This is a genomic window from Pseudomonas sp. BAY1663, assembly GCF_000582595.1.
GTDB lineage: Bacteria > Pseudomonadota > Gammaproteobacteria > Pseudomonadales > Pseudomonadaceae > Stutzerimonas > Stutzerimonas stutzeri_AF.
On sequence record NZ_AZSV01000082.1, the window covers coordinates 1 to 19,179 of the forward strand.

15 protein-coding genes and 3 pseudogenes are annotated in these 19,179 nt (G+C 68.3%); 8 read left to right on the forward strand and 10 right to left on the reverse strand.

Annotated elements, in window-relative coordinates; translation table 11 throughout:
- The 3 genes and pseudogenes from BAY1663_RS18365 to BAY1663_RS18375 all read right to left on the reverse strand — a co-directional run.
- Window positions 1-188: TSUP family transporter (locus tag BAY1663_RS18365; RefSeq protein WP_037043514.1), on the reverse strand; the 188-nt coding region annotated here is incomplete at its 3' end.
- An 82-nt stretch (window positions 189-270) separates the two neighbouring features.
- Entirely contained in the window at window positions 271-2,667 is a 2,397-nt protein-coding gene (locus BAY1663_RS18370; RefSeq protein WP_037043517.1) for a bifunctional diguanylate cyclase/phosphodiesterase, read from the reverse strand.
- A pseudogene (locus BAY1663_RS18375) lies at window positions 2,661-3,595 on the reverse strand (ABC transporter substrate-binding protein). The gene BAY1663_RS18370 and the pseudogene BAY1663_RS18375 overlap by 7 nt, the downstream one beginning before the upstream one ends.
- Before the next feature lie 361 nt (window positions 3,596-3,956).
- Here BAY1663_RS18375 and BAY1663_RS18380 point away from each other — a divergent pair.
- Window positions 3,957-5,297, forward strand: coding sequence for an OprD family porin (locus tag BAY1663_RS18380; protein ID WP_051497184.1), 1,341 nt, complete (start codon window positions 3,957-3,959; stop codon window positions 5,295-5,297).
- A 41-nt stretch (window positions 5,298-5,338) separates the two neighbouring features.
- Here BAY1663_RS18380 and ppa read toward each other — a convergent pair whose 3' ends face one another.
- The 3 genes from ppa to sigJ form a co-directional block, all read right to left on the reverse strand.
- Window positions 5,339-5,866 (reverse strand): inorganic diphosphatase, encoded by a 528-nt coding sequence (gene ppa / locus BAY1663_RS18385; RefSeq protein ID WP_037043522.1) that lies wholly within the window; start codon window positions 5,864-5,866, stop codon window positions 5,339-5,341.
- Window positions 5,867-5,973: 107 nt separating this feature from the next.
- Entirely contained in the window at window positions 5,974-6,786 is an 813-nt protein-coding gene (locus BAY1663_RS18390) for a zinc-dependent peptidase (protein ID WP_037043524.1), read from the reverse strand.
- A gap of 57 nt (window positions 6,787-6,843) precedes the next feature.
- On the reverse strand, window positions 6,844-7,722 hold the full coding sequence (gene sigJ, locus BAY1663_RS18395) for an RNA polymerase sigma factor SigJ (protein WP_037043526.1): 879 nt from the start codon (window positions 7,720-7,722) through the stop codon (window positions 6,844-6,846).
- Between the two features lie 144 nt (window positions 7,723-7,866).
- Between sigJ and BAY1663_RS18400 the strand changes: the two genes are divergently transcribed.
- Together BAY1663_RS18400 and BAY1663_RS18405 are read left to right on the forward strand one after the other, a co-directional pair.
- Window positions 7,867-8,385: a carboxymuconolactone decarboxylase family protein gene (locus BAY1663_RS18400; protein WP_037043527.1), complete on the forward strand. Its 519-nt coding sequence runs from the start codon at window positions 7,867-7,869 to the stop codon at window positions 8,383-8,385.
- Window positions 8,386-8,394: 9 nt separating this feature from the next.
- Entirely contained in the window at window positions 8,395-8,823 is a 429-nt protein-coding gene (locus BAY1663_RS18405) for a RidA family protein (RefSeq protein WP_037043529.1), read from the forward strand.
- Window positions 8,824-8,935: 112 nt separating this feature from the next.
- On the opposite strand, the gene eutC is transcribed toward BAY1663_RS18405, so the two are convergent.
- The 3 genes from eutC to BAY1663_RS18420 form a co-directional block, all read right to left on the reverse strand.
- The gene (gene eutC, locus BAY1663_RS18410; RefSeq protein WP_037043531.1) at window positions 8,936-9,730 is read right to left on the reverse strand and encodes an ethanolamine ammonia-lyase subunit EutC; all 795 of its coding nucleotides are present in this window, start codon (window positions 9,728-9,730) and stop codon (window positions 8,936-8,938) included.
- Window positions 9,731-9,895: 165 nt separating this feature from the next.
- The gene (locus BAY1663_RS18415; protein WP_037043533.1) at window positions 9,896-11,290 is read right to left on the reverse strand and encodes an ethanolamine ammonia-lyase subunit EutB; all 1,395 of its coding nucleotides are present in this window, start codon (window positions 11,288-11,290) and stop codon (window positions 9,896-9,898) included.
- Between the two features lie 278 nt (window positions 11,291-11,568).
- Window positions 11,569-13,089: an aldehyde dehydrogenase family protein gene (locus tag BAY1663_RS18420; RefSeq protein WP_037043535.1), complete on the reverse strand. Its 1,521-nt coding sequence runs from the start codon at window positions 13,087-13,089 to the stop codon at window positions 11,569-11,571.
- A 258-nt stretch (window positions 13,090-13,347) separates the two neighbouring features.
- Here BAY1663_RS18420 and mpl point away from each other — a divergent pair.
- From mpl to ftsH, 4 genes and pseudogenes are all read left to right on the forward strand, one after another.
- Window positions 13,348-14,696, forward strand: a pseudogene (mpl, locus tag BAY1663_RS18425) (UDP-N-acetylmuramate:L-alanyl-gamma-D-glutamyl-meso-diaminopimelate ligase).
- 140 nt (window positions 14,697-14,836) lie between these two features.
- Window positions 14,837-15,466, forward strand: coding sequence for a flavin prenyltransferase UbiX (gene ubiX, locus BAY1663_RS18430; RefSeq protein ID WP_037043536.1), 630 nt, complete (start codon window positions 14,837-14,839; stop codon window positions 15,464-15,466).
- Window position 15,467: 1 nt separating this feature from the next.
- Window positions 15,468-15,758: a YceK/YidQ family lipoprotein gene (locus BAY1663_RS18435; RefSeq protein ID WP_037043538.1), complete on the forward strand. Its 291-nt coding sequence runs from the start codon at window positions 15,468-15,470 to the stop codon at window positions 15,756-15,758.
- Between the two features lie 265 nt (window positions 15,759-16,023).
- Entirely contained in the window at window positions 16,024-17,865 is a 1,842-nt protein-coding gene (gene ftsH / locus BAY1663_RS18440) for an ATP-dependent zinc metalloprotease FtsH (protein ID WP_037043540.1), read from the forward strand.
- Window positions 17,866-17,874: 9 nt separating this feature from the next.
- Here the strand turns inward: ftsH and queG are convergent, their stop codons facing one another.
- On the reverse strand, window positions 17,875-18,948 hold the full coding sequence (gene queG, locus BAY1663_RS18445; RefSeq protein WP_037043542.1) for a tRNA epoxyqueuosine(34) reductase QueG: 1,074 nt from the start codon (window positions 18,946-18,948) through the stop codon (window positions 17,875-17,877).
- Window positions 18,949-19,022: 74 nt separating this feature from the next.
- On the opposite strand from queG, the pseudogene BAY1663_RS24105 reads away from it, so the two are divergent.
- Window positions 19,023-19,179: pseudogene (locus BAY1663_RS24105) on the forward strand (bifunctional ADP-dependent NAD(P)H-hydrate dehydratase/NAD(P)H-hydrate epimerase); the annotation flags it as partial.

Sequence of the window (19,179 nt, forward strand, 5' to 3'; positions counted from 1 at the left end):
CGCGCGGCCCAGGCGCCGGCGAGGCTGGCCGGCCAGAGTGCCACGGCATTGGTGGCGTTGGCGGTCACCGGCGGCAGGCCGATGGCGAGCAGGGCGGGGAAGGAGAAGAAGGTACCGCCGCCAGCGAGGGCATTCATTCCACCCGCGGCAAAACCGGCGGCGATCAGTAGCAGAATCTCGAACACCATTTAGCCATCCATGCACCAAAAGGATGCAGGGTATCCAAGCCATGGCCTTCCGGCCAGCGTCTCGTACGGCGCTCGGCCCGGGTCAGCCGTCCAGCGGCAACTGCAGGTTGACCGGCAGCGGCCCCCGGCGCGCCAGCCGGCACTGGTCCGCAGGCAGCGGGCGGGCGTAGTGGTAGCCCTGCAGGCTGGGGCAGCCGTTGAGACGCAGGAAGGCCGCCTGGCGCTCGTTCTCGACGCCTTCGGCGACCACGTGCAGGCCGAGATGGCTGGCCATGGTCAGGATGCCGCGCACCAGCGCGACCGACTGTTCGCTGTCCGGCAGGCCGGCGACGAACTCGCGGTCGATTTTGATGCCATCGAAACGAAAGCGCTGCAGGTAGGTCAGCGAGGCATAGCCGGTGCCGAAGTCGTCCAGCAGCAGTGGCATGCCGGCGGCCTTGAGGCGCGTGAGCGTCTGCTGCACGTGTTCGTCGGCTTCCAGCAGCGCGCTTTCGGTGATCTCCAGCTCCAGCAGGTGCGGCGGCGTGCCTTCTTCTTCGAGAATGGCCAGCAGGCTACCGGCCAGGTCTGCCTGGCGGAAGTCCAGCGGCGACAGGTTGACCGCTATGCGCAGCGCATGGCCCATGTCGTGCCACTGCCGCGCCTGCCGGCAGGCTTCGCGGAACACCCAGCGCGTCGCCTCGATGATCATGCCGCTGTCTTCGAGCACCGGGATGAATTCCCCCGGGGGCACCAGCCCGCGTTCCGGCGAGCACCAGCGCAGCAGCGCCTCCATCACCTCGGGTTCGCCCTGGGTGTTGACCTGCGCCTGGTAGTGCAGCACGAACTCCTGCTGGTCGAGCGCGCGGCGCAGGGCCTGCTCCAGCTGCCGGCGGCGGGCGGCGGCGGCGCTGAGTTCCTCGCTGTAGCTGGCAGTGCAGTTGCGGCCGGCGTCCTTGGCCGCGTACAGCGCCAGGTCGACCTGCTTGAGCAGGTCGTTGACGCTGTGCCGGCCATCGCTTTCGGCAACCCCGATGCTCGGGCTGATGAAGCATTCGTACTGGCCGATTCGCACCGGCGGCCTGAAGCCCTCGACGATGCGCTGCGCCAGTTGCTCGGCCTGCTCGATGCGCCAGCCCTCGAGCAGCACCATGAATTCATCGCCACCGGAGCGGGCCAGCAGCGCGGGGGGCGGCGCCAGGCGGCCGAGACGCTCGCCGATCTGTACCAATAGCTTGTCGCCGATCTCGTGGCCGAGGGTGTCGTTGATGCGCTTGAAGTGGTCGAGATCGAGGTAGAGCAGGCTCAGCGGAAGCCGGGCGGTGAGCAACTGCTCCATGCGCTGCACCAGATAATGGCGGTTGGCGAGCTGGGTGAGGGGGTCGAAATGGGCCAGGAAGCGCAGGCGCTGTTCGGCGCGCAGGCGATCGCCGATATCGCGCAGCAGGATCAGGTAGTGCTGCGCACCGGCGCGCTGGAACGGCGTGCAGGTGATCTCCAGCGGGACTTCATGGCCGTGGCGCCGGCCGCTGAGCTCGAGCGGCGTGTTGAGCGGCGTACCCAGGATGCGGGCGGTGGCGTCGGCCTCGGCCAGGCGGTCGTCGGGCAGGTTGCCCACCAGCTCGGCGGGCGTGCAGCCGAACAGGGCGGCGGCGGCCGGGTTGGCCTGCTGGACGCGCAGCTGCCGGTCGACCACCAGCATGCCGACCGGGGCGGTGTCGATCAGGTCGCGCATCAGTTGCTCGTTTTCGCTCAGCGCCAGTTGCCGCTCATGCAGCTGGCGCATCATGCGGCTGAGGGTGGCGGCGAGCCGGCCGATTTCATCGCTGCCGCCGATTGCCGGCGGCTGCGGCTGCTGGTCGACGGCGAAGCGGCGGGCGGCCTGGTCGATGCGTGCCAGGCGGCGGGTGAGCAGGCGGTTGTAGAGCAGATTGAGGACCAGGCCGAGCAACAGCAGCAGGGCCAGGGTCTGGGCCAGGTAGAACCAGGCCTCGTACTTGGTCTGGGCGAGAATCGGGGTGAAATCGTATTCCACCAGCAGGGCTTCGCGCAGCGGCGTGCCATCGTCCGCGACCCGGTCCAGCGGGTAGACGGCCAGCTGCCGATCGGGGGCTTGGCCGATCCAGCCGGCACGGCCATTACCCACGTAGGTGCCGAGCTCGGCGGGCGTGATCAGGCTGAGCTGCCGTGGATCCAGGCCCAGGCGGGTGGTGGCGATCACCTGCAGTTGCTGGTCGATGACCATCGCCCAGCGCACCCCTTGCAGGCTGGCCAGGTCGGCCAGCTCGGTTTCCAGTTCGGCGTTGCGCCCCAGGCGGCGGTGGTCGCTCAGGCTGCTCTGCAGCAGGCTGAAATGCTGATGGGTGTGGTTGCGCCAGTGGGTCAGGGTCTCTTCGATCCGCGTGGGCAGGTGCCAGGCGGTCAGCAGGATGGTGAACAGTAGCCCGAAGAGCCCCAGCAGCAATGGCAGCGACTTGCGTAGCGACAGTTGCGTCAGCATGCACTCACCCCGCAGCGGGCGATGAGCCGTCGGCCCGGCCGGTACCGCTCAGCAGGCGCCGCTCGCTCATGTACTGGCTCAGTTGCTCGATGCTGCGCTTCAGCTGGCCGCCCTCGAACCACTCGCGGTTGAGCGGGGCATCGCCCATGAGCAGGCCGTCGAGGGTGACCTGCAGGGCTTCGGCGCTCAGGCCCAGGCGCTTGCGCAGGCGTGGATCGCTCTCATCGCGGGTTTCCTGCCAGGTGCGCAGCGCATCGAGCCAGAGTGCCTTGAGCCGCCTGCGCTGTTCGGCGCTGACCCGGCGGCGGTCGATGACCATGACATCGACGATCTCGCCTGGCAGCAGGCGGCTGTCGAAGATTCGCCGGGCGCCCTGGGCTTCCAGCACCGGGCCTTCCGAGGCGAAGCTGATCACGGCGTCGACACGGTTGGCGGTGAACGCCGCGGCCTGCTCGTGCACCGGCAGGCTGACCACGCTCAGATCGTCGATGTGCAACTGCGCCTGATCGAGGAGCCGCGAGAGGATGTAGGCGCCCAGCGCGGTGTTTTCCACGCCGATGCGCCGGCCCTTGAGATCCCGCAGGGTGGTCACCGGCGCGCGGGCGAACAGCACGTCGGCACCTGCCGATACATCGCTGACCAGGATGATTTCCAGGTCCAGTTCGCCGGCGCTGTCCTGCAGGGCGAGGGTTTCGTCGAGGGTCAGCATCGCCGCATCCAGCAAGCCGTTGCGAAAGCCGCGCAGCACGCCGGTGGTGTTCGGGTACTCGACCAGGCGCAGGCCGCTGGGGGCCGTCCAGCCCAGGTCGTCGGCCAGGTACAACGGGGCATAACCGAGCCAGCGGTTGGTCCCGATGCGCAGGGAATCCGCCTGCGGCTGGCAGCCCAGCAGGGTCATGCAGACAAGCAAGAGAAGAGCCCGACTCATCGGTCACGTCCATGATGTTTGAACGCCACCATAGCCGAGCCGATGAGGCGAGGAAATCCCCCCTTTGTCTGTGTGTGAAATCTTTTGAAACGCTGCACGAGGGCTTAGGCCTCGGCCCTGCAAGCTATTGCGTGGCCTGGATCGCCGCGGCCAAATGACGCGCTCTGCAGGCCGAGGTGCTGGAAGCGCTGCCCCGCATGATGCGCGCCGGGTAGTGTCGTCGGCGCCTGTGCCGGTCAGCGATTACCCGGGCTTCTGGGGCGCCTTCGGCTGCTCCTGCTTCGCCTTCTGATCGGCTATTGTTGGTCGTCACCAGCGAGCCGGCTTTCGGCCCGTTTTCTTCCCGAGGAGGCTGGCAGGCATGGCCCTGGCCGTACAACGTCTGGTTTTGCCGGCACTACTGGCCGCCACGTTCGAGGCCTGGGCGGTTCCCGTCAGCCCGTCCGGCGACAATGCCGCCTGGTCCCTGCTGGGGCGCAACTACTTCCTGCACAACGATTTCCGCAGCCCTTCCGGCTCTGACCAGAGCTACCAGCAGGAGTGGGCGCAAGGCTTCATCGCCGAGGTCACGTCGGGCTTCACCCCCGGCACCCTCGGCCTGGGCGTCGACGCCCATGGTTTTCTCGGCCTCAAGCTGGACGGCGGCCGTGGGCACGCCGGCACCGGCCTGCTGCCGCGCGATGGCGATGGCCGCGCCGCCGACGACTATTCCAGCGCCGGCGCGGCGCTGAAGCTGCGTCTGGGGCAAAGCCTGCTCCGCTATGGCGAGATGACCGTCGAGACGCCGGTGTTCGACACGGGCGACAAGCGCCTGCAGCCCGAATACGCCAGCGGTTTGCTGCTCGACAGCGAGGACCTCGCCAACCTGCACCTGCAGGCGGGGCGGTTCACCCGCTTCAAGAACCAGAACGCCAGTTCCGGGCACGGCGATTTCGACGGCTACGGGGCGTCCACCCGCAACAGCGCGATCGGCTTCGTCGGCGCCCGCCTCGTCAGCGATGCGCCGTTCGGCGCCGCGCTCTATGCCGCGCAACTGGACGACACCTGGCGCCAGGGCTACCTCAACCTGAGCTACCAGCAGGATGCCGTGACGCTCGACGGCAACCTCTACAAGACCCGCGAACAGGGCGACGCCCGCGCCGGCGACATCGATACCCTGGCCTGGAGCCTGCTGGCCAGGTACCGGCTCGGCAGCCAGGCGTTCAGCGTCGCCTTCCAGCAGGTGCGCGGCGACACGCCGTTCGATTTCGTCGGCGGCGACTCGATCTACCTGGCCAATTCGATCAAGTACGCCGACTTCAACGGCCCGCACGAGCGTTCCTGGCAGGCTCGCTACGACTTGGATCTGGCGACCTTCGGCATTCCCGGGCTGACCTTCATGGCGCGCTATGTCAGCGGGCGCGGCATCGACGGCAGCAAGGCGCCGGTCGGCGGCGCCTACAACCCGCTGGACCCGCTCAGCGGCCTGCCCGTCCCGCAGCAGGGCAGGGGCGGGCGCCACTGGGAGCGCGACCTGGAGCTGCGCTACGTCGTCCCGTCCGGTCCGGCGAAGGACCTCAGCCTGAACCTGGCGCATGTCAGCCATCGCGGCAACGACGCCCAGGCCGGGGCTGACATCGACCGCCTCTACCTGGTCTTCGAATACCCCCTCAAGCTGGCTCTGAACGTGCCCCGCGGGTGGCGGATAAACCTGCGGGCATAAAAAAGCCGGCTTGTGGCCGGCTTTCAGGGGGTGGCGTTGGCTTACTTCTGGTAGGCCGCAACCGCCTTGGTGATTGCTGCGCGGGCTTCGTCAGCGTTGCCCCAGCCCTCGACCTTGACCCACTTGCCCTTCTCGAGATCCTTGTAGTTCTCGAAGAAGTGCTTGATCTGCTCGAGCAGCAGGGCGGGCAGGTCGGTGTATTCCTTCACGTCCACGTACAGCTGGCTCAGCTTGTCGTGGGGGACGGCGATCAGCTTGGCGTCGCCGCCGGCTTCGTCGGTCATGTTCAGCACGCCGACCGGGCGGCAGCGGATGACCGAGCCCGGGGCGACCGGATAGGGGGTCACCACCAGCACGTCCAGCGGGTCGCCGTCGTCGGCCAGGGTGTGCGGAATGAAACCGTAGTTGGCCGGGTAGAACATCGGGGTGGCCATGAAGCGGTCGACGAACAGGCAGTCGGTGTCGTGATCGATCTCGTACTTGATCGGCGCGTGGTTGGCCGGGATCTCGATGGCGACGTAGATGTCGTTCGGCAGGTCTTTGCCAGCCGGGACTTTGCTGTAGCTCATGAACGATGGGCTCCGTGATCGGCCAGCGCGGCCTGGGGCGAAAAAAGTGGGCGCGATTATAGGCGCATTGGCGCCTGCATTGCCACGCCGGCTTCGACGGCGCCGGCTCAGGCAGGTTCCCTGTAGTCCGCGTGTTCGGCCTGCAGCCGCTGCAGGCGGGCGAGCGGATCCTGCCGATAGAACGCGGCGAGCTGGCGGTACACCTCGGGGAAGGCGGCGTGCAGCAGGTCCGGCGCGCTGAAGAAGTATTCGCTGGTGACGGCGAAGAATTCGGCCGGGTTCTCGGCGGCGTAGGGGTCGATCGGCGTCTCGGCCTCCGGGTCGGCATCCAGCGCGGCGTTGAGCCGGTCGTAGGCGCCCTGCATGGCGCCGGCCCAGGCGTCGATGCGCATCTGCCGGTGCAGCGGTGGCAGGCCGTTGGCATCGCCGCCCAGCATGTCCAGCTTGTGCGCCAGCTCGTGGATCACCAGGTTGTAACCTTCCCAGCCGCCGCTTTCCTGCACGCCAGGCCAGGCGAGGATCACCGGGCCCTGCAGCCAGGCCTCGCCGCTGTGCTCGGCGTCCCATTCGTGCTCGACGCCGGCGGCATCGCGGTGCTTCTGCGGGCTGAGGAAGTCATCGGGGTAGATCACGATCTCATGGAAGCCGCGGTACCAGCCGAGGTCGGCCAGGTGCAGCAGCGGCAGCTGGGCCTGCAGCGCCAGGCGCAGGCGGCCCTCGGCTTGCAGTTCGACGCCCGGCAGCGCGGTGAGGCGCTTGTCGTGCAGGAACAGCACGGCGCGCTCGCGCAGGCGGGCCAGTTCGTCGTCGCCCAGGCCATCGAGGATCGGCAGGCTGTCGAGCACCCGCTGCCACAGGTCGGCGTCGACCGGGTTGCGGGCGAGGATGCGTTTGCGCTGCCAGGCGCGTAATGACCACATGGACGAGGTCCTGCCGGAAGGGCGACCACATTAAGCGCGCGGCCGGCGGGCGACAAGTCAGTACGCCGGTTGCCGTGCCGCCGGCCCCAGCTTGTCCGGGTTGACCACCGAATAGATGCGCAGGATGCGCTGGCCGTCGCTGACCAGCGTCATCGCGGCGCGGATCTGCGTGCCGCAACGCACGACGACGCCGGGTTCGCCGTTGATGCTTTCGATGTGGGCGCTCCACTGGCCGGCGGCGCGTCGGGCGATGCCGTTGGCCAGGCGTGTGGCGGCGCGGATGCCACGCACCACCTTGGAGGCGGCGGTGGTCCGGCCACCGCCATCGGCGATCCAGTTCACTTCCTCGGCCAGCAGGCTGACGAAGGCGTCGCTGTCCTGCCCGAGCAGGGCCTCGGCGAATCGCTCGACCAGCCGCCGGTGGGCCTGGTGGTCGACGCTGAAACGCGGCTGCTCGTCGCGCACCCGCTTGCGCGCCCGGCTGACGATCTGCCGGCTGGCCACCGTACTCTTGCCCAGCACCTCGGCGATGTCGTCATGGCTGCAGTCGAACACCTCGCGCAACAGCAGGGCCGCGCGCTCCTCGGGCGCCAGCCGCTCCAGCGCGACCATGAAGGCCATGGAGAGGTCGCCATGCCGGTCGAGCAATCGCTCGGCCTCGTTGTCGCCCAGCCCCAGCAGCGGTTCGGGCAACCAGGGGCCGAAATAGTCTTCGCGGCGGGCGCGGCGCTGGCGCAGCTGATCGATGCCCTGCCGGGTCACCACGGTGACCAGCCAGGCCTCGGCATCACGAATCGTTGCCGGGTCGGCCTCGCTCCACTTGAACCAGGCGTCCTGCAGCAGGTCTTCGGCATCGACCCGGCTGCCCAGCAGGCGGTACGCCAGGCCCAGCAGCCTGGGGCGCAGCCTTTGATAGAAATCGGCCTTGTCTTGCACGGTGGTTCCTCGTCTTGTGCGTCCAGTATGGACGCAGCGGCGCGGCGCGCTGTGACAGCCCGCCGGCGGAAGAGGCGCGCTGTCACAGATTGCCTCCGGGCTGCGTCCTGGTCGTGTCGCTTCCGACATACGCTGGAGTACGCCATGACCCTTCGACTCGATTACCTCAAGCATGCCGACCCACTGCCGCTGCAGGCGCTGACGGCCATCAGCGGCTACCTGCGCGAATCCGACCTGGAGCCGCAGCTGCTGGCGCTGATGGAGCTGCGCGCCTCGCAGCTCAATGGCTGTGCCTATTGCGTCGACATGCACAGCAAGGACCTGCTGGCGCTGGATACGCCGCTGCCGCGCCTGCATCTGCTGCCGGCCTGGCGCGAGGCCAACGTCTACAGCCCGGCCGAGCGGGCGGCGCTGGCCTGGACCGAGGCGCTCACCCGACTGCCGGCTGGCGAAACCCTCGACCGTTGCTACGGTGAACTGGCCGCGCATTTCTCGCCTCGCGCGATTACTCGGCTGACCTTCGCCATCATCGTCATCAACGGCTGGAACCGGCTCAACATTGCCTTCGGCCGCGAACCGGGGCAGTACCGGTCCGGCGATCTCGATACGGCACTGGGCCACGCGCTGGAACGTTTCGCCGACCTGCGCAACAACGATCGATAGGAGCACGCCATGAACTCGCTCGCGGGCCGCAGCGGCCTGACATTGCTCAATCCACCGGGGCTCTACGACCCGGCGCCCAACGGCTATTCCCACGTGGCCCTGTTGCCGCCCGGCGCGCGGATCGCCTTTATCGCCGGGCAGGGCGGCGAAACCGCCGATGGCCGCCTGTCCACCGATTTCCGCGAGCAGGTGCGCCAGGCCCTGGCCAACCTGTGCATTGCCATCGAAGCGGTGGGCGGCACGCCGGACCGCATCGCCAAGCTCGCCGTGCTCGTCGTCGACCATAGCGAGGCGCGCCTGCAGGTATTCGGCGAGGAGCTGGTGCGCGCGCTGGGGGCGCAACCCAAGCCGGCCTGCACGCTGATCCCGGTGCCGCTCCTGGCGCTGGACGGCATGCTGTTCGAGATCGAGGCGGTGCTGGTGCTGCCGGACGCGTAGGGCGTGCCGCCACGAGCCTACCGCCGTGGGCGGGCTGGCAGGTCTTCGCAGAGCGATGTGCGGAGCGGCGCGCTCGGCGTGAGCCCGCATGCTAGCCACGGCCTGAAGCGGCTCAGCCGAGCAGGAAGTTGCCGGCGCCGGGCGCGCCCTCCAGCGTCGGCAGCTCGGCCTCGTCCTTGAGTTGCACGCCGGAGAGCTGGCGGCGGCAGGCTTCGCGCATCAGGTAGAGCAGGCGGTGGGCGGCCAGGTTGTAGCTCAGGCCTTCGGGGCGGATATTGGAGATGCAGTTGCGTTGCGCATCGTGGCGGCCGACCCGCGGCGCCCAGGTGAAGTACAGGCCGAGGCTGTCCGGCGAGCTGAGCCCGGGGCGCTCGCCGAGCAGGATCACTACCATGCGCGCCCGCAGGCGCTGGCCGATCTCGTCGGCGACGGCGACCCGGCCCTGCTCGACGAGGGCGATCGGGCCGAGCGACCAGCCCTCGGTGCGGCAGTGCTCGGCGATCTTCAGGGCCATCGGCAAGGCATGGCGCTGCACGGCGAGGGCGGACAGGCCGTCGGCGATCACCAGGGCGAGATCGCAGCCCTCGCCGGCACGCGCGTCGAGCGCCGTGGCGCTGGCCGCATCCAGGCGCCGGCCGAGGTCCGGGCGCTGCAGATAGGTCTGCCGGTCGGCGGCGGCGCTGTGCAGGTGCAGATATTCCAGGTCGTGCCGTTGCAGTTCGCCGGCCAGCGCCGCGCAGTCGAGCGGCAGGTGCACGGCGTCGCGCGCCTGGGCATGGGCGAACTGGAAATCCAGCTGCGCCGCGGTGGGCAGGCTGGTGCCGGCGCGGCCGAGGGCGATGCGCGCCGGGGTGAGCTGGCGCAAATGCTGCCAGGGGTTTTCGGTGGCGGGGGAGCGGTCGGACATGGCTACCTCGTTTTCAGGTATCACGGCGAGACGCGTGGAAAAGACCTGCGGTCGTTTTCCACCCTACGGCTGCGGTGAGGTGCGCCGGCGTAGGGTGGAAAATCGCGCAGCGTTTTCCACCGATTGAGCGGTTGGCGCGAATTGTGGTCCTTGCGGTCCGGCTCGTCACGCCAGCCGCTCCAGCGCCCGGCGGAAGGGTTCGGGCAGTTCCCGGCCGAGCCGCAGGCGGTTGCCGTCCTGGCGCAGGATGTCCATCTTCGCCAGCCATTCCTCGAATTCCGGCGCCGGCCGCAGGCCCAGCACCTGGCGGGCATAGAGCGCGTCGTGGAAGGAGGTGGTCTGGTAGTTGAGCATCACGTCGTCGGAACCGGGGATGCCCATGATGAAGTTGATGCCGGCCGTGCCGAGCAGGGTCAGCAGCATGTCCATGTCGTCCTGGTCGGCTTCGGCGTGGTTGGTGTAGCAGATGTCGCAACCCATGGGCACGCCGAGCAGCTTGCCGCAGAAGTGGTCCTCCAGCCCGGCGCGGATGAGCTGCTTGCCGTCGTAGAGGTACTCCGGGCCGATGAAGCCGACCACTGTATTCACCAGCAGCGGTTTGAACTGACGGGCCACCGCATAGGCGCGGGCCTCGCAGGTCTGCTGGTCGACGCCGTGGTGGGCGTTGGCCGAGAGCGCACTGCCCTGGCCGGTCTCGAAGTACATCAGGTTGTCGCCCAGGCTGCCGCGCTTTTGCGACAGGCCGGCCGCGTAGCCTTCCTGCAGGGTCGCCAGGCTGATGCCGAAGCTGGCGTTGGCCGCCTCGCTGCCGGCGATGGACTGGAACACCAGGTCCACGGGCGCGCCGCGCTCGATGGCCGCGATGGAGGTGGTGACGTGGGTGAGGATGCAGGCCTGGGTCGGAATTTCGTAGCGCTGGATGATGGCGTCGAGCATCTTCAAAAGCTCGCAGATGCCCTGGGTGTTGTCGGTGGCCGGGTTGATGCCGATCACCGCGTCGCCGTTGCCGTAGAGCAGGCCGTCGAGGATGCTCGCGGCGATGCCGGCGCCGTCGTCGGTGGGGTGGTTGGGCTGCAGGCGGGTGGACATCCGCCCGCGCAGGCCGATGGTGTTGCGAAAGCGCGTGACCACGCGGACCTTCTGCGCCACCAGGATCAGGTCCTGCACGCGCATCAGCTTGGAGACCGCGGCGACCATTTCCGGCGTCAGTCCCGGTGCCAGGGCGGCCAGCGTGGTTTCGTCCGCCGCGTCGCCGAGCAGCCAGTCGCGGAAATCGCCGACGGTGAGGTGGGCGACCGGGGCGAAGGCGGCCGCGTCGTGGCCGTCGATGATCAGGCGGGTCACCTCGTCGCTTTCGTAGGGGATCAGCGCCTCGTCGAGAAAGCGCCTGAGCGGCACCTCGGCCAGGCACATCTGCGCCGCGACGCGCTCGGCATCGCTGCCGGCGGCGATACCGGCCAGGCAGTCGCCGGAACGCGCCGGGCTGGCCTTGGCCAGCAGTTCGCGCAGGCTGTCGAAGCGCCAGGTGGTGCCGCCGACACCATGGGTAAAGCCGGCCATCGCGATCTCCGTCGATACAGTACGGATTGCCCAAGCAAAGCCTGTGCCCTGCGTTCTCCTGGCGTCGTTTGCGGGGCGGCCCTGCCGAGGCGAGGAGCGCTGCACCAGCGCGGCGCCGCATGTGCCCGACCGGCACCACAGCGATGCCACGTGGCGTCTGGTTCGAGCGGCATCACTGGGCCTGTAGGGGCCGGGGGGGACGCCGAGTCCTTGCCGGCGATCATGGCGGCTCGGTATCGCTGATCGCCAGCAAGCCGGCTCCTACGTTTCGCCGTGGCCTAGAAGAAGCCCAATGGATTGATGTCGTAGCTGACCAGCAGGTTCTTGGTCTGCTGGTAGTGGTCGAGGATCATCTTGTGCGTCTCGCGGCCGACGCCGGACTTCTTGTAGCCGCCGAACGCCGCGTGCGCCGGGTACAGGTGGTAGCAGTTGGTCCACACCCGGCCGGCCTTGATGCCGCGGCCCATGCGGTAGGCGCGGTTGATGTCGCGGGTCCAGACGCCGGCGCCGAGGCCGTACTCGGTGTCGTTGGCGATGGCCAGCGCCTCGGCCTCGTCCTTGAAGGTGGTGACGCCGATCACCGGGCCGAAGATCTCCTCCTGGAACACGCGCATCTTGTTGGTGCCCTTGAGCAGCGTCGGCTGGATGTAATAGCCGGTCGCCAGCGAGCCTTCGAGCGCCTCGGCGGCGCCGCCGGTGAGCACCTCGGCGCCTTCCTCGCGGGCGATCTCCAGGTAGGACATGATCTTGTCAAACTGCTGCTGGCTGGCCTGGGCGCCGACCATGGTGTCGGTGTCCAGCGGGTCGCCGCGCTTGATCTGCGCGACCTTGGCCATCACCGCTTCCATGAACGGGGCGTAGATCGACTCCTGCACCAGCGCCCGCGACGGGCAGGTGCACACCTCGCCCTGGTTGAAGAAACCCAGCACCAGCCCTTCGGCGGCCTTCTCGATGAAGGCCGGTTCGGCCTGCATGATGTCCTCGAAATAGATGTTCGGGCTCTTGCCGCCCAGCTCCACGGTGCTCGGGATGATGCTCTCGGCAGCGCGTTTCATGATGTGCGAGCCCACCGGGGTGGAGCCGGTGAAGGCGATCTTGGCGATGCGCTTGCTCGAGGCCAGCGCTTCGCCGGCTTCGCGGCCATAGCCGTGCACCACGTTGAGCACGCCCGGCGGCAGCAGGTCGCCGATGCATTCGAGCAGCACGTTGATGCCCAGCGGGGTCTGCTCGGCCGGTTTGAGCACCACGCAGTTGCCGGCGGCCAGCGCCGGGGCGAGCTTCCAGGCGGCCATCAGGATCGGGAAGTTCCACGGGATGATCTGCCCGACCACGCCCAGCGGTTCATGGAAGTGGTAGGCCGCGGTGTGCTCGTCGATCTCGGCGGCGGTGCCTTCCTGGGCGCGGATGCAACCGGCGAAATAGCGGAAGTGGTCGGCGGCCAGCGGGATGTCGGCGTTGAGCGTTTCGCGCACGGCCTTGCCGTTGTCCCAGGTCTCGGTGATGGCCAGCAGTTCGAGGTTCTGCTCGATGCGGTCGGCGATTTGCAGCAGGATCAGCGAGCGTGCCTGCACGCTGGTCTTGCCCCAGGCGTCGGCGGCGGCGTGGGCGGCGTCCAGCGCCTTGTCGATGTCGGCGGCGTCGGAGCGCGGGAACTCGGCGATCGGCTGGCCGTTGACCGGCGACAGGTTGGTGAAGTACTGGCCGCCCACCGGCTCGACGAACTGGCCGTTGATGTAGTTGCCGTAGCGGGATTTGAAGTTGACCTTGGCACCCTCGGTGCCGGGATGGGCGTAGCGCATGACGGGTCTCCGGATTTTGTAATAGTGGTGGACTGCTGTGGATTCAGCGTAGATCAAGGCCCGTTGGTCGGCTCCCTGAGCGACGTGCGGCGCGTCGCCGCCGGTGGGCTGCCGCCATGGCCGTCCAGCGCCGCGGACAAGGCGGAGCAGGCGCCGTAGCGGGTGCGCTGTGCTAATCTGCGGCGCAATCCATCAGCCCGTCGATGAGGGTCGGAGCACTTCCGGCGGGCTCGACAGCGGCGCTTTTCGAGGTCACTCATGCATATCCACATTCTCGGCATCTGCGGCACCTTCATGGGTTCGCTGGCGGTGCTCGCCAAGGAACTCGGCCATCGCGTCACCGGCTCCGACGCCAACGTCTACCCGCCGATGAGCACCCAGCTCGAAGCCCAGGGCATCGAACTGATGCAGGGCTACGATCCGGCGCACCTGGAGCCGGTGCCGGACCTGGTGGTGATCGGCAACGCGCTGTCGCGCGGCAATCCGGCGGTGGAGCACGTGCTGAACAAGGGCCTGCCCTACGTCTCCGGCCCGCAGTGGCTGGCCGACCACGTGCTGCAGGGTCGCTGGGTGCTGGCCGCCGCCGGCACCCATGGCAAGACCACCACCAGCAGCATGCTGGCCTGGGTGCTGGAGCATGCCGGCATGAGCCCGGGTTTCTTGATTGGCGGGGTGCCGCAGAACTTCGGCATTTCCGCGCGGCTGGGCGGCACGCCGTTCTTCGTGGTCGAGGCCGACGAGTACGACAGCGCCTTCTTCGACAAACGCAGCAAGTTCGTCCACTACCGCCCGCGGACCGTGATCCTGAACAACCTGGAGTTCGATCACGCGGATATCTTCCCTGACCTGGCGGCCATCGAGCGGCAGTTCCATCATCTGGTGCGCACCGTGCCGGGGCAGGGCTGATCATCCATCCCCAGTCGGAAGAAGCGCTCAAGCGCGTCATCGACATGGGCTGCTGGACGCCGGTGCAGACCACTGGGGACGGCGGCCAGTGGCAGGCCAACCTGCTCAGCGCCGACGGCTCGCGCTTCGAGGTGATCTTCGACGGTGCCGTGCAGGGCGTGGTGGACTGGGCGCTGACCGGCCGGCACAACGTCGACAATGCCCTGGCCACCCTGGCGGCGGCGCGGCATGTCGGCGTGCTGCCGAAGCAGGGCGCCGAGGCGCTCAGCGCATTCAAGAGCGTCAAGCGGCGCATGGAGAAGGTCGCCGAGGTCAATGGCGTGACCCTCTACGACGATTTCGCCCATCACCCGACCGCCATCGCCACCACCCTCGACGGGCTGCGCAAGCGCGTGGGCGACACGCCGATCATCGCTGTGATCGAGCCGCGTTCCAATTCGATGAAGCTCGGCGCGCACCGCGACGGCCTGGCCGAATCGGTGGCGCTGGCCGACCAGGCGATCTGGTATGCGCCGCCGAATTTGGGCTGGGACCTGGCGGCGACGGTGGCCGGCTCGCCGGTCGCCACTACGGTCTGCGACTCGCTGGAGGCGATCATCGCCAAGGTCAAGACCGACGCGGCGCCGGGTACCCAGGTGGTGATCATGAGCAACGGCGGTTTCGGTGGCCTGCACGGCAAACTGGCCGAGGCCCTGGCGTAGGGTGGAAAACGCCGGAGGCTTTTCCACGCGTAGGGTTGCGGCGGTGGAAAACGCTTTGCGGTTTTCCACCTACGGGTGACGCGGGTAGGGTGGAAATCGCCGCAGGCATTTCCACGCGGATTGCATCAGGAGCAAATTGAATGAACGGACCGGAACGCATCACTTTGGCCATGACCGGCGCCTCCGGCGCGCAATACGGCCTGCGCCTGCTCGATTGCCTGATCCAGGAGGACCGCGAGGTGCACTTCCTGATCTCCAAGGCGGCGCAACTGGTGATGGCCACCGAGACCGACGTGGTGTTGCCGGCCAAGCCGCAGGCGATGCAGGCGTTCCTGTCCGAATATACCGGCGCGGCGGCGGGGCAGATCCGTGTGTTCGCCAAGGAGGATTGGCTGGCGCCGCCGGCCTCCGGTTCCGGCGCGCCGACGGCCATGGTCGTCGTTCCCTGTTCCACCGGCACGCTGTCGGCGATCGCCACCGGCGCCTGCAACAACCTGATCGAACGCGCCGCCGACGTCACCCTCAAGGAGCGCCGCCAACTGATCCTGGTGCCGCGCGAGGCGCCCTATTCGAGCATTCACCTGGAGAACATGCTCAAGCTGTCGAACCTCGGCGCGGTGATCCTGCCGGCCTCGCCCGGCTTCTATCACCAGCCGCAGACCCTCGACGACCTGGTGGATTTCGTCGTCGCGCGCATTCTCAATCTGCTCGATATCCCGCAGGACATGCTGCCGCGCTGGGGTGAGCACCATATCGTCAGCGACGACTGAGATGATCGGTCGGGCGCTGCTGGTGCTGACGACGCTGAGCCTGCTCGGCGGTTGCGCGACGCTGCGCACGCTGGATGCGGCCAAGCCCGGTGCGCCGATCGTCTATTCCGGTACCCGGCTGGACTGGTACAGCCTCAATGGCGGTTGCTGCCCGGTCGAGCGCTTCGGTGCCGAGGCGCCGAAGCATCCCGCGCTGGACCTGCCGGCCAGCGCCGTCGTGGATACCCTGCTGCTGCCTTTCGCCCTGGCGACGGTGCTGGGCGTGAGCCTGGGCGTCAGCGGTGGTCTTTGACGGTGGGGTCACGCAAGGGCGTCATGTTCTGAGCTTCAGGCCTCAGGCTTTTTGGCAGTCCTTCGGCCTGCATCGCCCCGAGGTCGGGCCTCCCACAAAAGCAACCTGGCACATCGAACCCTGTGGGAGGCCCGACCTCGGCGCGATGCTTTTGAGCTTCAAGCTAGAAAGCACTGATCCGTATCCAGGCCGCCGGCCCTTTCGGCAGGCATAATGCCGGCATCCGACAGCGTTGCGCGTGGTCGCCAGCATAAGGAGAGCAAGGGTGAAAGAGCAGGCCCAATTCCACATGAGCTACTGGATGATCGCCATCCTGGCGTTCCTCGGCATCCAGTACCTGCTGTCCCTGCAGCAGGAAGTGGCGGTGATTCCCTACAGCGAGTTTGAGCAGCACCTCAAGGAGGGCCGCGTCGACGAGCTGGCGATCACCGAGCGGCGCATCGAGGGCACGCTCAAGGAGCCGCTGCCGGGCGGCCAGCGGCGCTTCGTCGCCAATCGCGTCGAGCCACAGCTGGCCGAGCATCTGCAGCAGTACCCGGTGCGCTACACCGGCAAGGTGGAGAGCACGCTGGTGCGCGACCTGCTGTCCTGGGTCATCCCGGCGGCGCTGTTCTTCGGCATCTGGCTGTTCCTGCTCAGGCGCATCGGCAGTGGCCTGGGCGGCGGCGGGATGATGCAGATCGGCAAGAGCAAGGCGCGGGTCTACGTCGAGACCGACATGAAGGTGACCTTTGCCGACGTCGCCGGGGTCGACGAGGCCAAGGATGAACTCAAGGAAATCATCGAATTCCTGCGCGACCCGCAGACCTACGGCCGCCTCGGCGGACGCATGCCCAAGGGCGTGCTGCTGGTCGGCCCGCCCGGCACCGGCAAGACCCTGCTGGCGCGCGCCGTGGCCGGCGAGGCGAAGGTGCCGTTCTTCTCCATCTCCGGCTCCGAGTTCGTCGAGCTGTTCGTCGGCGTCGGTGCCGCGCGGGTCCGCGACCTGTTCGAGCAGGCCCGTGCGCAGGCGCCGGCGATCATCTTCATCGACGAGCTGGACGCCCTCGGCCGTGCGCGCGGCGCCGGGCCGCTGTCCGGCGGGCACGACGAGAAGGAACAGACCCTCAACCAGCTGCTGGTGGAAATGGACGGTTTCGACACCTCCAGCGGCCTGGTCCTGCTGGCCGCCACCAACCGCCCGGAAATCCTCGACCCGGCGCTGCTGCGCGCCGGCCGCTTCGACCGCCAGGTGCTGGTGGACCGCCCGGACAAGGTCGGCCGGGTGCAGATCCTCGCGGTGCACCTGAAGAAGGCCCGGCTCGGCAGCGACGTCGATCCGCAGGCCATCGCCGCGCTGACGCCCGGTTTCACCGGCGCCGACCTGGCCAACCTGGTCAACGAGGCGACGCTGCTGGCGACCCGGCGCAACGCCGAGGCGGTGGCGATGGAGGACTTCACCGCGGCCATCGAGCGCATCATCGCCGGCCTGGAGAAGCGCAACCGCCTGCTCAACCCGCGCGAGCGCGAGATCGTCGCCTACCACGAGATGGGCCATGCGCTGGTGGCCATGGCGCTGCCGGGCGTCGACCCGGTGCACAAGGTCTCGATCATCCCGCGCGGCATGGGCGCGCTGGGCTACACCATCCAGCGACCGATCGAGGACCGCTTCCTGATGACCCGCGAGGAACTGGAGAACAAGATGGCCGTGCTGCTCGGCGGGCGCGCCGCGGAATGGCTGGTGTTCTCCCACCTGTCCACCGGCGCCGCCGACGACCTGGCCAAGGTCACCGACATCGCCCGCGCCATGGTCACCCGCTACGGCATGTCCAAGCGCCTCGGCCACATGGCGCTGGAGCGCGAACCCAATTCGTTCCTCGGCAACGAGGCGATGCTCGGCCTCAAGCCGCAGCACGACTACGCGGAAAGTACCGCCACGGCGATCGACGAGGAGGTGCAGGAACTGGTGCAGTCGACCTTCCAGCGCAGCCTGGCATTGCTGGAGGCGCGCCGCGAATCGCTGGAACGCTGCGCCCAGCGCCTGCTGCAGCAGGAGACGCTGGATGACGAAGAGCTGCGCCAACTGAGCGCCGCCGCACCCGACGCCGCGGCGCTACCGGCCCCCTAGCCGAGTGCTTCAGTCCGGTGCGCGGCCGGCGTGCTGCGCCAGCGCCCATTCGACGTGCTCGCGCACCAGCGCCGAGGGATCGTCGCGGCGCGCTCGCAGCGCCTCCAGCACCGGGATGCTCGACGGCGCGTTGCCCAGGCCCACCGCCAGGTTGCGCAGCCAGCGCTCGTAGCCGGCGCGGCGCAGCGGCGAGCCCTCGGTGCGGCTGAGGAACTCCTCCTCGCTCCAGCGGAACAGCGTGGCCAGCTCGGCGTTGTCCAGGCTGTGGCGCGGCTGGAAGTCGCCCTGCTCGGTGGGCCGGGCGAAGCGGTTCCACGGGCAGACGATCTGGCAGTCGTCGCAGCCGAATACGCGGTTGCCGATCTTCGAGCGGAGCTCGACGGGGATCGGCCCTTTCAGTTCGATGGTCAGGTAGGAAATGCAGCGCCGCGCATCCAGCACCCGTTCGCCGACGAAAGCCTCGGTCGGGCAGACGTCCAGGCAGGCGTGGCAGCTGCCGCAGTGATCGCGCGCGGTGGGTTCGTCGACCGGCAGGGCGATGTCGACGAACAGCTCGCCGAGGAAGAACCAGCTGCCGGCCTTGCGGTTGAGCAGCAGGGTGTTCTTGCCGATCCAGCCGAGCCCGGCCTGCTGACCGGCGGCCTTTTCCAGCACCGGCGCACTGTCGACGAAGGCGCGGAAGCCGAACGGGCCGACCACCTGCTGGATGCGCTCGGCCAGTTGCTGCAGGCGCTTGCGGATCAGCTTGTGGTAGTCGCGGCCGAGCGCGTAGCGCGACACATAGGCCTTCTCCGGCGCGGCCAGCTGCTGCGTCATGCGCGTGTCGCCGGGCAGGTAGTCCATGCGCAGCGAGATCACCCGCAGCGTGCCGGGCACCAGTTCGTCCGGGCGCGAGCGCTTGCTGCCATGCGCCGCCATGTAGTCCATCTCGCCCTGGTAGCCGGCAGCCAGCCAGGCTTCGAGATGCGCCTCGTGCTCGCCGAGGTCGACATCGGTGATGCCTACCTGCTGGAAGCCGAGCTCGCGGCCCCACTCCTTGATGGACTGGGCGAGGGCGATGGGATCGAGAACGGCACTGGACATCGGAGAGTACGACGGCTTGGTAGGCGGGTGCGTATAATTCTGCCAGACATTCCGCCGCGATGATCCCTGCCCCGATGACCGATGCCCTGCCTGTCGCCCTGTATACCGCCGCCCAGGTGCGCGAACTCGATGCGCGCCTGATCGCCGCCGGCACGCCCGGCTTCGAACTGATGCAACGCGCCGCCCATGCCGCCTGGCGTGCGCTGCGCCGGCGCTGGCCGCAGGCCGCTG